The organism is Lunatimonas salinarum, assembly GCF_017811155.1.
Taxonomy (GTDB): domain Bacteria; phylum Bacteroidota; class Bacteroidia; order Cytophagales; family Cyclobacteriaceae; genus Lunatimonas; species Lunatimonas salinarum.
In genome coordinates this window covers 24,927-41,309 of record NZ_JACVCV010000012.1, presented here as the reverse complement: position 1 = coordinate 41,309, position 16,383 = coordinate 24,927, and the positions used below count along the sequence as shown (strand labels likewise).

Annotated in this window: 10 protein-coding genes; 2 read left to right on the top strand and 8 right to left on the bottom strand. The window is 46.7% G+C overall.

Annotation, left to right across the window (positions count from 1 at the left end; translation table 11 throughout):
- The first annotated feature begins 81 nt into the window (after positions 1-81).
- A complete protein-coding gene (locus IAQ59_RS15055; RefSeq protein ID WP_209331660.1) occupies positions 82-1,518 on the top strand; it encodes a sodium:solute symporter in 1,437 nt (478 codons plus the stop codon).
- 6 nt (positions 1,519-1,524) lie between these two features.
- Here the strand turns inward: IAQ59_RS15055 and IAQ59_RS15050 are convergent, their stop codons facing one another.
- From IAQ59_RS15050 to IAQ59_RS15020, 7 genes are all read right to left on the bottom strand, one after another.
- Positions 1,525-1,719, bottom strand: coding sequence for a hypothetical protein (locus IAQ59_RS15050; RefSeq protein WP_209331659.1), 195 nt, complete (start codon positions 1,717-1,719; stop codon positions 1,525-1,527).
- Positions 1,720-1,879: 160 nt separating this feature from the next.
- Positions 1,880-4,531 (bottom strand): PQQ-dependent sugar dehydrogenase, encoded by a 2,652-nt coding sequence (locus tag IAQ59_RS15045; RefSeq protein WP_209331658.1) that lies wholly within the window; start codon positions 4,529-4,531, stop codon positions 1,880-1,882.
- A 159-nt stretch (positions 4,532-4,690) separates the two neighbouring features.
- Positions 4,691-5,578: a hypothetical protein gene (locus tag IAQ59_RS15040; protein WP_245189625.1), complete on the bottom strand. Its 888-nt coding sequence runs from the start codon at positions 5,576-5,578 to the stop codon at positions 4,691-4,693.
- Positions 5,579-5,697: 119 nt separating this feature from the next.
- Complete coding sequence (locus tag IAQ59_RS15035) at positions 5,698-7,083, bottom strand: aminopeptidase P family protein (protein ID WP_209331657.1); 1,386 nt, start codon at positions 7,081-7,083, stop codon at positions 5,698-5,700.
- A gap of 24 nt (positions 7,084-7,107) precedes the next feature.
- Positions 7,108-8,046, bottom strand: coding sequence for a dihydrodipicolinate synthase family protein (locus IAQ59_RS15030; RefSeq protein ID WP_209331656.1), 939 nt, complete (start codon positions 8,044-8,046; stop codon positions 7,108-7,110).
- Positions 8,047-8,117: 71 nt separating this feature from the next.
- Positions 8,118-10,355 (bottom strand): S9 family peptidase, encoded by a 2,238-nt coding sequence (locus IAQ59_RS15025; protein WP_209331655.1) that lies wholly within the window; start codon positions 10,353-10,355, stop codon positions 8,118-8,120.
- 507 nt (positions 10,356-10,862) lie between these two features.
- Positions 10,863-11,738 carry an AraC family transcriptional regulator gene (locus tag IAQ59_RS15020; RefSeq protein WP_209331654.1) on the bottom strand — a complete coding sequence of 292 codons (876 nt, stop codon included), beginning with the start codon at positions 11,736-11,738 and terminating at the stop codon, positions 10,863-10,865.
- 191 nt (positions 11,739-11,929) lie between these two features.
- Between IAQ59_RS15020 and IAQ59_RS15015 the strand changes: the two genes are divergently transcribed.
- Entirely contained in the window at positions 11,930-13,498 is a 1,569-nt protein-coding gene (locus tag IAQ59_RS15015; protein ID WP_209331653.1) for an L-serine ammonia-lyase, iron-sulfur-dependent, subunit alpha, read from the top strand.
- A 112-nt stretch (positions 13,499-13,610) separates the two neighbouring features.
- On the opposite strand, the gene IAQ59_RS15010 is transcribed toward IAQ59_RS15015, so the two are convergent.
- A complete protein-coding gene (locus IAQ59_RS15010; RefSeq protein ID WP_245189624.1) occupies positions 13,611-16,361 on the bottom strand; it encodes a DUF6797 domain-containing protein in 2,751 nt (916 codons plus the stop codon).
- Positions 16,362-16,383 lie beyond the last annotated feature (22 nt).

Sequence of the window (16,383 nt, the reverse complement as noted above, 5' to 3'; positions counted from 1 at the left end):
GTAAACTCACTTAGCGGAAAATCTCTATATTGACCGAAATTGTAAATGGCATTTCTCACTGTTTAACCCTTCGGAAGACCTATGAGTCCTGGTTTAGTCTTTGGAGTAATTTCCGGATACTTTCTTCTACTTCTCCTAATCAGCTACCTCACATCGAGAAAGTCGGACAGTATGACTTTTTATACAGGCAACAGGGAATCCCCTTGGTTTTTGGTGGCGTTTGGTATGGTAGGTGCCTCTTTGTCAGGCGTTACTTTCATCTCTGTGCCGGGGGAGGTGGGTAACACCAATTGGAACTACCTGCAGTTGGTAATGGGAAATATGGTGGGCTATGCCGTTATCGCGTGGGTGCTAATCCCCCTCTTTTATAAGTTAAACCTTATTTCCATCTACGAGTACCTTAAAACCCGATTTGGAATCAACGCTTATGTATCCGGTGCAACGATTTTCCTCATTTCCCAGACGATCGGCGCATCCTTCCGACTATTCTTGGCCGCCACGGTACTCCAACTGGCATTCTTTGAAGGGTTTGGAGTCCCATTTTATGGGTCTGTGTTTGCCACCATGGTCTTGATCTGGCTTTATACATTCAAAAGCGGCATCAAAACCATCGTCTGGACTGATACCCTTCAGACTACCTTTCTACTAGCTGCCGTGGTTATCAGCATTTTGGTAATCGCAAATCATTTGAATATGGGGGGATTTGAGTTACTGGAACTTATCGGTGAAAACGAAAAATCAAGGATATGGGTCTGGGACGGAAACTCAGGTCAAAATTTCTTTAAGATGTTTGCCGCCGGCATCTTCATCACCATTGCTATGAACGGGTTGGATCAGAACGTGATGCAAAAAAACCTAACCTGTAAAAATAAAGGAGAGGCTCAGAAAAACGTTTTTTGGTTTTCTGTATCCTTCTTTTTCTCCAATATCCTGTTTTTAGCACTGGGCGTTTTGCTTTATTATTACGCGCAGGTAAATAACATCGTCGTGCCTGCTGCAACCGATGAACTGTTTCCATCACTTGCGTTGAATGAGTTTGGAACGCTGGCTGGTATTGTTTTCTTACTGGGCATCACCGCAGCTGCATTTTCCAGTGCAGACTCTGCACTTACTGCTTTGACTACTTCCTTCTGCATAGATATTATCAACCTCCCCGAAAAAAAACACCTAAACCAAGATCGAACCCGGTTACTGATTCATATTGGCTTTACGTTTTTGGTGTTCCTCACGATCGTGGTATTCAACGAACTAAATGACCGCAGTGTGGTCAGTGCCGTATTCAAAGCAGCGGGCTTTACGTACGGTCCACTTCTCGGCCTTTTTGTTTTTGGGCTCACAAACCAAGTGAGTATTAAAGACCGCTTTGTTCCCGTGGTCTGTTTGCTCAGCCCTGTATTGTCATTTATTCTTGACAGTAACTCAGAGGCTTGGTTTGCTGGATACCAATTTGGATTTGAAATTCTGTTGGTAAACGGGGCTCTCACCTACCTAGGCCTTTGGGTACTGGCCAAAAAGTAGGCTTATTTATTTGAGAAAGCTAAAGGGAAAAAGAAAAATAGCCAGAATGATGGAGAGTGTGAGGGTTACACCAAATCCAAGCAGGCGAAAAGGCAACAGAATCAGCCAAATCAGCGGATATAGAACCAGCAACAAAACAGCAATGGGCCAGCAAAGAACGAAAAGGATAGCCCAAAGTACCAAACTCATAAATAGTCTCATAGCGTTTTGCGATAGGAGGGATTAATCCTATCCTTCCATTTCTTACCAATGACGTGCCAATTGGCCTGAGGGGATTGTTTTAGGTTTTTTTAAAAAATTATGCCCACAAACGGACGAATGTATGTTCGTTTGTGGGCATGTTTAGACTTGGCAAGCATCGTTATTTCTGCTTCGAAAGGAACGTGATCAGAGATGCAAATTCTTCGTAAGACAGTGCATTTGCCAGTCCCGCCGGCATCATGGAGTTTTCCATCTCTTTACGCTCTACTATATCACCTACAGGCAAAGTATACGCCTGACCGGTAATATTTCGAATGACAATTTTTTCTGCGCTCTCTTCGGTTACAAACCCCATGTAGGATTTATCGTCTTTGGTCTTGATCAACACCGTGGCAAAACCTTGCGAGATGGATGCATCCGGCTTTAAAATTGACTCGGCAATTTGATCCCTTGTCATGATACTACCAATTTGGCCCATGAAGGGACCCTTCATCGCCTCGCCCACCTCTAGGCTATGGCAGGCCCTGCATCCCTGCTGCTCGAATATAGCCTTTCCAAGTACTGCGTCACCGGGCAGTTCCTGCACAGCCAATAAAATATCCTCGATGGAGGAGGAACCTACCTGGCCTTTTTGATTCTTTATTTTTTCCAGGTCAATATCCGGCTCTTCCAGCATCTCAGCTACCGTAAAATCACCGCCAAATTCAGTGATTCCCATTCTATTTTTTTCATTAAGCATCCCTATAAAGGCCATTCGCTCGGTACCCCCTTTGCTCCATTCTTCTATAAAAAGCTCTTTGATGGGCGCCGACGAACGCCACAGAACAGATTTATAATAGGGCCCATGTGTATCGGGGCGAGTACCCCACCACCACGATCCATCGTACGGCGCTTCACGGGTATACAATCTGGCCAAAACACCCAAAATCTCCCTTCGAAGGGTCTCATCGGGACTGCCTTTGTATTTTTCAATTAAGCGGTTCACGACGCCTGTATCGTGCATATAGCGCAACGCCCAAAATGCCAAAGTCTGACTTGGAGTACCGATGGCGTCTACACAGGCATCACCAGCCTTTAAGGCTATCAGGGATCTCACCGCAAGATGGGCCTCTACAATGGAAGCATTCGGGTCTGCGTGAGGCCCCTCTTCTTTCCAGGCAGGTGCGGCAAAAGAGGAGGGAACCGACGTACGTAACAATGCGGGAATAGCTTTGGGATCCTTTATGCGTCCCAAAGCTACGATCGACGCCCTTCGAACGGTCGCTGAAGTATCTTCCAAGCCTTGTATGATGAGATCAACCGGTGCCGCAGTCAGTAGCTCCTTGCGATCCGTAAATGCCCGGATGACATGCTCCCGTAGCTCGGCAGATTGGTACAGCTCTTCAAACTTGTCCACTCCATCCACTCCCTTGATCTGCGTAAAGGCATATAAGGCTGCTACTCGGGTAGCGAGTGGCTTATCCTGGTCCTTTACAACCTTAAAAACAGCATCTGATGCCCTTTTTACAGGTCTGTTAAGCAACTCCTGTTGCGCATACAGTCTCGTAACGGCGCTTCCACTACCCAGGTACCTTATCAGCTCTCTGAGGGAAGCCTTTTTAAGATTGGGGGCCGCTTCGTATTTCCAATCTGTTGGTACCGCCCTAACTACAAAGCCCTTAGCAGGATTACCACGATAACCGGCACCATCCCATGCCGCCATATACATCCTCCCGGAGCCATCCACATCTAGGTCAGTAATCTGAGGAAGTTTAATGAAAGGCACCTCCTCCTGTGTATAAGAAGGCCCATCTGCCTTAACCCGATGAATGTAGAGCTGATTTCTTCCCCAATCCGCCATCATTGGAACCTGATTATACTTTTCAGGCCACCGATGGTCATCGATGAACAGGGCGCCCGTTCCTGAGCCACCTCCCAAATCGACCAAGGCAGGAATGATCTCCTCTGTAAAATGCTTGAACAGTACAGGATAGCCGTATTCCGCCGATTGAATCTGATGGCTGAACCGGATATTCCAACCACCGCCGTCATTGGTGTTATCTCTGGTAAACATATTCATAAATGGGTCGATTGCCACATCATAGATGTTGCGCAGCCCATGGGTGTAAATTTCCATTTCGGTACCATCAGGACGTACCCTCAACACCCCACCACCTAACATAGTCAAGTTGGTACCCTCCCGGTCTACGGCTCCGTGGAAACCGAAGTCTCCGACCGCCACATAAATCCAGCCATCTATCCCCAGTCGGATACCGTTTGTTGCATGGTCGGTTCCTCTTCCTTGAAGAAACTTGGGAGAGCTGATATGTTCGATCAGTGGATGCGACGGACCATCCGCCACTCCGTCTCTATCGGTGTCTTCAAAAACTACCAGGTTCATTCCCGCTGCTATTCCATCTTCCCCAAAGACGGTATGTAACACATACAATTTGTCCTTCAAGGCTATAATTCCCCGGGGATTGTCTACCTTGGCAAAAGTGGTATAACTGTCTACGATCCCGTCTTGGTTACAATCCACCAATTTAATGATATGCCCCTTTTCGGGTTCCTTCCCAAGGGATCCCATCATATCCACTCCTACATATACATCCCCTTCATGAGAAACCGCCAAGCAAGCTGGACTAGGGGTAATCTCCGGGCCGGAAAATGGGGTAATGGATAACTCGGTGGGCCATTCCAAGGCGGTGGCCAACGAATCCAATGAGGGTAGTGCCGCCGTTTCGGGAGCAGGTTCACAAATCACTTCAGGTTCCTGGTCGGAACAAGAAATGGCCCCAATTAGGAGTGCAAAAACAAGTAGTTTTTTTAGCATAGTCATACGAGTATTGAACAAAAATAGGCCGTTAACTGAATCAAACCAATAAAATTTGGAAATTGTGGTCAAGTGAGGCTTTAAAAGACCATAGCAGGTAAAATTTGGAGGAGCCAAACCAGGCAAGTAGGTAAACTAATCCCAATTGGCAACCTACCTTTAATCCAAAAGCCCAATAAAATAAAAAAGTCCATGTAGATGATCGATATGATCTGGGGCGGTGTTTCCTGCAAAGGCCAAGACCTGCAACTTTCCCTTGCTTGATTGTCCCACTTGCTGCATACCTAACGGACCTGTATTAAGCCATGGACTACGGGATGCACCAACTTCCCTTAAAAGGAAATCGACACACTCCGTGGTACTTGCGAAAGTTCCAGGAAACACACTGCTATGGGTCAGTACAAATTGCCTCTCTCCTATCACGGCATCTGAAGCCAAGCGTACAAAGGCTTCCAAATCCCCTTCGTCAATCTTACCTCCCTGATAAATGGGTGTACGCACTGGTAAGTAACCCGCATGCAACCCATCCAAAAGCAATACCCCATCTATCAACAAATAGTTTTCGGTTCGTAATATCGCCCGCACTGCACCATAACCCGCACTAAATCCAGAAAGATAAATACGGCGAATGGGTTTCGAAAGCTCCTGCCTAACGGCGGCAACCAACCTATCAAATGATTCCTTTCTCTCCAATGGGCTTCCATAGGCCTTTGAACCATTTCCCAAATTAACGGCAACTCCCACCCAACCATGATTTTGCTGCAATGCGTGACCCACTACCCCTTCGGCACCATGAAAGTGTATTAGCAGGTTGACCGAATCCAACGGTTCAATTTCCTCTTGGGTAGGCAGCAATAAAACCGGATCTCGGTGAAAAATGCCTGAAAGCAACATTCTGTTCCCGTTGAATTCATCCCCACCTACCCGATCGTGTGGCCGGATAAATTCCTCCATCGGGGAAGGGTATTGCGACAGCATGCCGGTAGGTTGTTGCCCTCGACATCCCAGCACACCCAGTAATATACATAAAAGAACTTTCCTAAACATACCCACATTCGGTTATACCTTCCTCATGGCAACGGCTAAAAGCAACCCGAAAACCAAAAGAAACCAACAAAGCATTCATGAAATTAGGGCCATCAGAACAGGCCTAAGGAACGCCCAAGCTAGCTACGAACGCCTTCTACCTCCGGGATCGTAATCTCCAACGGTACGCCCAGAATTTCAGCCCCGGCTGTAGTAATCTGATAGGCATCTTCCACCCGGATGCCCCCAAAATCACGAAATTGAGCGACTTTCTTGTAGTCGATAAAATCCTGGTGAAGGCCTGCCGCTTCCCATTGGTCCATAAGCTGCGGAATAAAATAAAGGCCCGGTTCAATGGTGAGCACATACCCCGCTTCCAACTCCTTCCCCAAGCGCAACGAGCGAAGGCCAAACTGGGTGCTCTTCTTCAGCGAATCGGTATAGCCCACATAGGGTTCCCCTAGATCCTCCATATCGTGAACATCCATTCCCATCATATGACCTAATCCGCACTGAAAAAACAGCGCATGGGCTCCCTGAGCGACTGCTTCATCCAAATCTCCCTTCATAAGGCCGATAGACTTAAGGCGCTCAGCCAAAGTCCGACAGGCCAATAGGTGTACGTCTTTAAAAAACACCCCTGGCTTCAACGCTTGAACGGCGACCTGATAGGCATCCAACACCATCTGATAAATCTCCCTTTGTTGCGTAGAAAAAACCTTTCCTACGGGAATGGTACGGGTGATATCCCCGGCATAGTGCATATCAGACTCCGCTCCAAAATCTCCCAGCAACATGCCTCCATCCGCTAATTTTAGGGAATATACGTGGTTGTGAAGTATTTGCCCTTGCGTCGTAATGATGGGGGGAAACGAAACAGACCCCCCACCAGCCGTGGCCTCTTTTAGTACCATTCCCAATAGCTCATATTCGTACATCCCTGCACGTGCCTCTCGCATCAACACTTGGTGCATCTTCACAGAAAGATCCACCGCCCGGGTGATTTCCTCGATTTCCCGTTTTGTCTTGATCGACCTCAAGGAGACTACCGATCGGATAAATGAGTCAGACACTTGCTTGGAAACTGCGGCTGGGGAAATCGCCAGCCATTCTGATAGTTTAAGCAGATTTTCCGGTCTATAAGGTGGTAAAAAATGCAGCTGATCCAAAGGAACCCCTTTTAGGGCATCTGCTACAGCTGCCTTAGGGAGGGTACTGCTTACCCCCACGGATGCCGATAATTCGTTTAATGTCGCATGGGCACCAAACCAAACCGAATCCTCCGTACTGATATCATCGCCAAATATAATATCCCGATCCTCTGCTATGTTTATGATAGCGGTCAATCCACTTTGATTCAATCCAAAGAAATACAAAAAGGTACTATCTTGCCTAAAGGGATACCAATTATCCTTAAAGTTCATAGAGCTTTCTTCGTTGCCCATGAACAGCAATATCCCTTTACCCATCAGCTTTTTCAGCTTTTGACGACGTTCGATATATACCTCCTTTGGAAAACATTTCATTGGTATTCAATTTAAGGATAGCTATTATAAGGATTTGGCTATGGCAGTGACCTCTGCCTCGTCCCAAACCGGCAATTCCGGTCTTGAAATTAAGGATTCTTCGATGATTTTCAACACCTCCTGACGCTCCTCACCGATCAGTGGCAAGCGGGGCGCCCGGACATATTCAGTTCCCAAACCGGTGGCCACTTCGGCTAACTTTATGTACTGTACCAACTTGGGGTGAATGTCCAATTCCAATAGTGGAAAGAACCATCGGTAAATCGTCAATGCCTCGGCCACACGGCCCTCCTTTACCAACCGGTAAATGGCTACCGTTTCCCTAGGAAACGCACATACCAATCCGGCTACCCAGCCATCTGCTCCAAGCACCAAGCTCTCCAGTGCGAGAGGATCTACTCCTCCAAAAACCTTAAACCGATCTCCGAATCGATTTTTCATCTTCGTTACTTGATTCAGATCCCTTGTGGAATCTTTCACCGCCAGTATATTGGGGCACTGTGCCAATTCCTCGAACATATCCAACGTCACCATGATCTTGTAGTCGATCGGATTATTGTAAATCATAATGGGCAATTCTGTGGCATGCGCAATTTCTGTAAAAAACACCACTGTCTCCCGTTCATCTGCCTTGTACCGCATAGGAGGAAGGGCCATATACCCACTCAGGCCAAAGTCCGCCGCCTTTTCAACCAGTTGAATCGCCTTTTTGGTTGCTTGCTCGGCGATAGTAAGGACAACTGGCACCCTACCGGCCACCCAATCCACCGTTTCCTTGACCAATACTTCCTTTTCGTAGTCACTTAGCGTACTGGCCTCGCCCAGACTTCCTCCCAAAATGATCCCATTTACCCCTGCTTCCAACTGCGCCTCAACCCCTTTTAGGAACATGTCAATATCCAGTTTATCGGTTGCGGTAAACTTGGTTGTTATTGCCGGAAAAACTCCCTTCCACTTTAACATAGCTTTAAAATTAGTTTGTATCGAATCGTTTTTTGTTATAATTATTTAGGGTTTGTTATTCGCGGAACAATCTACTTGCCACCACTCGGTAGCTTCTCCAGCAAAAATTTCTTCATTGTCTCGCGTAAGTGAAGAGAAGTGTTCTCTCTTTCGTTAATTCCGTGTGCCCTCATTGGATAGGACATCATGAAAAACATCTTGTTGTGTTTAACCAGCTTATCTACCAGCATTTCAAAACTCTGGTAATGAACATTGTCGTCTGCGGTGCCGTGCATAATCAGCAGGTCTCCTTGTAGTTTTTCTGCGTGGTGCAATGGAGAACCCTCCCGGTAGCCCCATGCATTATCTTCCAGAAGCCCCATGTAACGCTCTTGATACGTTGCGTCGTACAAGCGCTGATCGGAAACAAATGCGATCGCAATCCCTGTTTTATAAACATCCGGGTACCTGAACATGCAGTTGAGTGTCATCTGACCTCCTCCGCTCCATCCCCACATCCCCACACGTTCATTGTCAATAAAATCGTAGGTTTCAAAAATCTTCTTGGCTGCTTTGTATTGATCTTCCGAAGCAAGTATGCCTATTTGTCCATAAATAGACTTACGCCAATCCCGCCCACGAGGGGTACGCGTGCCCCTGTTGTCGATACTGATTACAACATAACCTTGCTGCGCCATATAATGGTGCCAGAGATCACCGTTCTGCCAGCTGTCCTGTACCGTTGAACCGGCCGGTTCGCCGTAAACATAGAATAGCAGGGGATACCTTTTGGAAGGATCAAAGTCAGCAGGCTTAATCATGAAAGCATCCAAAACAACCTCCCCTATATCCACTTTGAAAAATTCTTTGGGATTGAGATTTAATGCCAAGTATTTGTCCTTAAGCTCTCGGTTATCCTCCAAAATGCGGATTGAACGATGATCCGGAAGATTGACAACGGAATATAAGGGAGGTGTTTTCGCATTTTGAAAGGTATGAATAGCGTACCGGGAATCAGGTGATATCTGGTATGCATGCTGTCCGGGATAGGCTTCTGGGGTGATTCGTTCGGCCTTACCAGGCTTATTCAGCGAACTGCGGTACAAATACCTTTGGGTATAGTTTTCAGGAGAAGCAATGTAATAAACGTAACCACCCCTCGGGTCAATGTGACTTATCCCTACCACATCAAAGTCCCCCTCTGTGATCAACTTCATGGAACTTCCGTCCCTCGCTACTTTGTACAGATGCAACCATCCATCCCGTTCACTGGTCCAAGTGAAGAATTGGTTGTTCTCCAGCCATTGAATGTTATCGTGAATATCCAAAAATGCCTCGTCGGTATCCTCTAAAATTTTCGTGATCTCCATCGTATCCACATCCCCTACCCATACCGTGTTGGTGTTCTGCCTGCGGTTGAGTTGCTGCACCATCACCTCCCTGGAAGCTGGAATAAACTCCATCCGCGCAAGGTAATTGTTTTGAGGGTCTCCGGGAAAATCAAACCAACGGGTATCTCCTCCCTCCGCAGATACTACTCCAATCTTTACCGATGACAGCTTTTCTCCCACCTTGGGATAGGGCAATGGAATGGGCCTAGAATAGAGGGAATCAATGTTATTGATCAGGTAGAAAGTACCTACATCCTTGGCATCTGATCTCCAATACGCGATGGTTTCACCGTCCGGACTCCAGCGAAAGCCGTCTCTACAGCCCAATTCCTCCTCATATACCCAATCAAAGGTTCCGTTGATAATCACATCACTTCCATCATGGGTCAATTGCACAATTTTGCCATCAGCCAACGTCTCCACAAAAATATTGTGTTCGCTGACATAGGCCACCTTAGAGGCATCGGGCGAGAATTTGGTAAACATCAGCGAACTGGAGGGCATCCCCTTTCCTAACTGCTGCAGCTTTCGGGTAGCCACGTCCATCACCCAATAATCGCCTCTAGTATGAAAACGCCAGACTTTTCGGGTGTTGGTAAAGATTAACAGTTTCGTATTATCCTCCGACCACTCGTATTCGGCAATTTTCAAGGGTGCAGTCCCCCCAGCAGGAATGAGGTCACTAGCTGATACCAGAATCGACCTTTTCCCGGTGCGGGCGTCGTAAATCACCATATCGTCACCTCCTACTTCCGCGTTAGACTCTATACTTGAATATCCACGGGAGTCCTTCATCCACCGAATGGGGCCAAACCTTTTTTGACTGTAAGTAGCACTTCCAAAGACGTCTTCCAATCTCAACTCGTTCTGAGAATAGGCTACACAAAAAACGGTAAACTGAAAAAAGGCAGTAATTATCAGAATCAGAAATCCTTTCATGTGTCTATAATTGATTCTTAATGGGAACACCTTGTCCCGGTTTACCGGGATGGAATCTCGCATATACCCTAGTCATCCAACGGTGTGTCACTTGCGTCATGCTCGATTTCGTAAGGCTATTTAAATGGTTTTATTTTAAACTAATACATCTGAAACCACGCACCTACGGGGAGGTTCTGAAAACTTGGTATAAAGTTAAGTTATACCGCACGAGTAACTATTCCATAATCTTATCCAAATCATATGATATTTTAACGTTTTGTCGGATTTCATGTGCCGTCCATTGTTTTTCAGCGGCCACTACGTGTGATGGCCGATCGAAATGAGCGCCAACTACCGCATTAGGTAGGTCCAGCGATTATAGGTCTTTCGATGTTTGCGCTTTTGTTATTCCTGCCTCTTAGTAACCTCTACACCGCCGAATCAGACATTAAACTACCGTTAGCAAATTTGCGCCAAGTGCTCTTTAAGAAAAACAATATTGGAAAAAGGAAACTAAACTGCGCTTTAATCTGGATTTTTGCTAACACTATTTCGAAATTCCAAAGGAGTCATTCCAGTCACACTCTTAAAATGCTTATGAAAGTTGGATAAGTTATTATACCCCGAGCTGTAACAACACTCCGAGGTATTAAGGTCGTCTTGGCACAGCAAACGGCAGGCATTGGCTATACGCACTTCTATCAAAAACCGGGAGAATGTCTTCTGACTCTTGTACTTAAAGTACCTACAAAATGCCGTTGGCGACATATTTACCATGGCTGCGACCTCCTTTAAAGTGATTTTTTCATTGTAGTTGGTTCGCACGTAGTCAAATACCACGTTGATCTTAGAGATGTTTTCCTGCACCGAGTGAATGGGCAGACCCAAAGAGGACACAAAATCCAAGTTATTATCTTTGGATATATGCTCCAAAATTTCCAACAGGCCCAAGACTTTCCCAAATTGCTTTTTATTGGGTAGTGTCCTTAGGTGTTGGCCGACGATATCCTGCATTTCCTTGGAAACCTTAATGCCGTAAATCGACGAATCTACGAGCTTCTGTATGGCATAAGCTTCTGGTATATCTGTCAGGATGTTTTTGAGCACATCTTGATTGAAAAATACCGAAATAGCCTGTACTTTCTTGCCTTGCCCTGTCAGAAAATCCAGTTCCTTATTTCGAAACACGTGGGGCAAATTTTTGCCCAAAAGGTATATCTCTCCCTTTTTAAAAGGCACCATGCTTTCGGACACGAACAAGGCACCTTCTCCCTGCAAAATCAACGTAATTTGGAATTCTTCGTGGAAATGGATAGGTTCGAAAAAACTATCCAGGTCCCAACATTCCACACGAACGGTTTCTTCTTTTAATCTAGGTACTTTGAAATATAATGGCTGCATAGCTCTAATCAATTGGGTATTTAAGAATTTCAAAACCGATAACCCAAGTTAGTGCAATAGTTGATTTAACGCAAAAAAGCATAAAAAAAAAGATCCAAATGCTAAGATAGTACACTTATTGGCTAAGATTTGAAAGTGTTTCCAAGTGGAGATCCGCTACATTTAACTTACCGTAACTAACCTCAAACTACATGACTTTTCCAAGTATATTTAACGATGTCGTAGGCCCGGTGATGCGTGGCCCGTCGAGTTCCCACTGTGCCGCCTCTCTTCGCATAGGGCGCTTTTGTCATGACCTGATGTCAGGCAGCATTTCGAAGATTGACATAGAGTTTGATCCGAACGGATCATTGGCTACCACCCACAAAGATCAAGGTTCGGATATGGGCCTGTTTGGAGGATTTCTGGGATGGGAAGCATATGACGAACGTTTACTTCACTCAGAGATGCACCTGGGTGCAGCGGGTATTCAATGTGATATACATATACGGAATATCGGTGCAGAGCATCCCAATACCTACAAGATCAACCTCAAAAACCCCTGGGAATCCCACGAAGTGATTGGCATCTCTACAGGAGGAGGCATGATCGAGATTACGGAAATAGACGGGGCGTCGGTTTCCCTAGCAGGAGATTACTTTGTCACGCTGATATATACCGATCACCCTGAACCGTTGATTCGGTTTATCGAAGACACCTGTACTTTTGATGAACTGACCCTTCGAAAGGGAAAAAAATCATTTATCGAAATCAAGTCCCAACAGTTCCTGAACCCATCTATCCTGGACAAGGTGGCGAGCTTGGCAAATGGAAACGAGGTAAAGGAAATAAAACCTGTCCTTCCAATTCGTGCGAGAAAGGATCTGGAGGTTCCCTTTATCACCTGCGAGGAGATGCTGGCCTATAATGAAACGGAGAATCTGCCTCTTTGGGAGCTAGCCGTTCGCTATGAAAGCATCCGGGGAGGAATTTCCGAAAAAGAAGTATTGGCCAAAATGGAGGAGATACGGGTTATCTTGAAAAATGCGGTAAAAACCGGGATGGCAGGTACTACCTTTGAAGACCGCATTCTGGGACCGCAATCGGTGACCTTTAAATCCATGATGGATGATAAGAAGTTGATAGACGGTCAGGTACTGAACAAGATTATTCTCTACGTTTCGGCCATTATGGAGGTTAAGAGTTCCATGGGAGTCATCGTAGCAGCGCCCACAGCAGGATCATGTGGCGCCATGCCAGGGGCTGTTTTGGCCGTGGCAGATACCCTAGGCCTCTCCGATGAAGATACGGTAAAGGCGCTATTGGTGGCTGGATTGATCGGAATATTTATAGCAGCGCATTCTACCTTTGCGGCCGAAGTAGGCGGTTGTCAGGCAGAATGTGGCTCTGGATCCTCTATGGCGGCCGCAGCGATCGTCGGCCTGGCCGGTGGGAATCTAACGCAAAGCCTATCGGCTGCTTCGATGGCCCTTCAGAGTTCGTTGGGTATGATCTGTGACCCCATTGGAAACCGTGTAGAGGCTCCCTGCCTGAATAAAAATGTCATGGCGGCATCAAACGCCCTCTCTTGCGCCAACATGGCGCTCGCCCACTACGACCATCTCATACCGTTGGATGAAGTGATAGAAACCATGTATCAAGTAGGTAAAAGCATCCCCAACACCCTAAGGTGCACAAATTTAGGAGGCCTTTCCATTACCAAAACTGCCAAGGAAATCGAAAAGAGACTGGGACAGCAGCATTTTTACAAGAGCTGTTGACGAGTGCTACGTAGTCAGTAAAAGCCTAGTGATAGATAAAAAGGCGATTGGGTAGTTCAAACCCCAATCGCCTTTTTTTATTGGAAAAATCACTTAGAATCCAATGCAATGGTCAAGCTTCTCCCAAGGTATGGATCGTATTTTGGATCAACCCTTTTACCTCTTTACCTGTTTTATCCAATAAGTTGAAATCGATTTCCATCACCCATGTAGGTTGGATCTCGGGCAAAGTAAGCTTGATTGTCCGACCATCTTTCATCAACTCCACCTTAGACACCTGTAGTTCCTTTTCATTATGATGCGCTGATCCATACTTTCTTGATCGCAATAGATCCCAGGTTTTTACAGTGTAATTGGACAACTCCTGCACACTGCTAGGATCCAGCTTGTCGGTAAAGCTCAGCACGATCCCCGATTTGTCTGCCTTGATGTCAATCGGAATGTACATCGGCTTTTCGGTAACCCGTATCCGATAAAGGCCGCCTAGCTGTGGCTGAGAGGATCCCCAGGCAGAAAGTCCACAGGCATACAATTGTCCGTCTCCTGGATTAAAGCGCCCCCGCATGATTCCGGTGGCAAACCGCTTGATCGGCAATTCGAATACACCGCCCTGATACTGCCCTTCTATTTTCTCGTGTGGAACGACAAATATCTTCCCGTATCCATAAGAAAGGTTCAGCAACTTGCCGTTAAGTGGACCCCATTTTTCGCTGTCCACCCAAAGTAACTCTGCGGGAGATCGATCGATATCCCGCTCCACCCAAACCAAGGGCTGCACCATTCCCGTATTTGAGCTATCTGGAGGTGGATTAAAGCCAAACATATTCCCGTAAAAACCTCCCTTTTTTACCCAGTTGATCCGATTCATTGGATTCCAATGTCCTTCCTGATCCGTGACGATAAAGGTACCATCCGGGTTGAGGCAAACGCCATTCGCAGCCCGAAAACCAGTAGCAATGGTTTCAGTCCTCTTCCCGTCACTGCTTACCTTCAGTAAGGTACCATGCTGCGGCACCAAGGCTTCTCTGGCATGGCGGGCACTTTTGGCATAATACAGGTTTCCCTCATCGTCCGTCTGAAGACCCATCGCAAACTCGTGGAAATGGTCTGTCACCTGATGATCGCTGTTAAAGCTTTCATAAAAATCCGTCTCCATATCCCCATTGAAATCGTGCAACCGGACAATCTGATCCCTACAAGTGACAAAAATCTGTCCTTTGATTACCTTCACCCCTAGGGGTTGAAATAAGCCGGAAGCAATGCGCTGCCAGGTTAGGTCAGCAGGAGTCTTGGTAAAACCCTCCACTAGCCACACATCGCCATCCGTCGAACATATTACACCTTTGTTGGTGTCCGTAAAAAAATCTATCCCACTTAGCCGAAATTGGTTCTTCCAGGGGCTATCAAAGGGGGGGTTCAAGATGTCCACCTGAAAAGCTCCTTCCTGTTCTCCCACGATTGCCTTCGTCTTCAACTTTTGAGGATACCTACCTGAAGCACCCTTGGTATCGGTCTGCAAAGATTCCTGTTGGCCCCAGCTTTTGGCCAGCTCTTCAAGCCCTTCCAAACCAGGTTTACCCATCAGCACCGTAATCCTTCGGGTCGCAGCGGGCTGTACTTCCAATGTGATCATTTCCTGAGAAGCTTTTATACCGGTACCACCACCTACTACAGCCACGGCTGTACCTGCCTTTGCCACCATCATCAGCAATGGGGCATTTATTCCCGAAAGCTCCAATTCCCGGACAAAGACCGGCTCATCTCCGATGTATTTCAGGCCGTAGGATTCGAGTACCTCGGTGGTTCCTACAGAATAGGATAGTACTACCTTATCCCCAAATTGGTAAAGCCCCTTATACTGCGCCCAATCACGGGGAAGAGGCCCAAATTTACGCCCGTCCCTTGCAGTGAATCGAGGATCGTCAAAGGAACCCGATCCTGGCTGGGCCCACCCTGGGAGCGTCTTGGTTTCGACATGAAGGTCTCCGATAGTCCGGGGTGAAATATTGTGCTTCCCATTAAACAGAATTCCTTCCCAATCAATGAACCCTTCTCCTGTCCAAGCGCCAGCCACCCGCATCAGGTCATGGTCGAAGGCCAACCAAGCTTTTCCTGCGGCAACACCACCGGTTCCCTCATCCAGGCGAATAGCAATGCCCTTATACGCAAAATTGGCATAGGAGAAATCTTCATCCGGAAGCGGCGCAGGAGTACCTCCTGACCGGGGGCGTACAGGAGCGTCTTGCCCTGCAAGCTCATACGTATTTATCAGAAAGTTCCCGTAATCCATATCCGCCCATGGATGAAAATCTCCCGGCAACGGCCCCGTGCTATTTCCCTCAGGAAGTGTAGCCAGGTAAGCATCGTCTATTTCTGTATATTGATCCGGATTATCTTCCTTTAAAAACCGCTCCCTTATGTAGTAGATGATATCATACTTTTCTAAGGGTGTCAGATGGGTTTGTGGTGGCATGGATCCGTAGCCTCGTGTCAGGGTCTGGTAAATCGAATAGGGATCTTTTCCAACCTTGAAAGCTTCATTCCAAAACTTAAATGCTGTGGGGATGGAGCCTTCCTGGTCTGCATCTCCATGACAATTGAAGCAATTGTTGTTATAAATATAGTCACCCACCCGAAGAGCTTCATCCTGCCGATTGGTGAGGCCTTCCAGTAACGCTTTATGGTCAATGTCCCGTTCATAATCCGGAAGGTCTGTCAGAGATAAGATAAAGTTACCGGCTGACCCAGCTGTTCCGTTGTCTTTCCCCGTCTCTTTACCGCAGGAGGTGAGCAGTACTGTCACCGAAACCAATAATGCCAAGCCAGCAGCTGCACGAATCACACGTAATGTTAGTTTTCCCATTATAAATTTAATACACTTTATT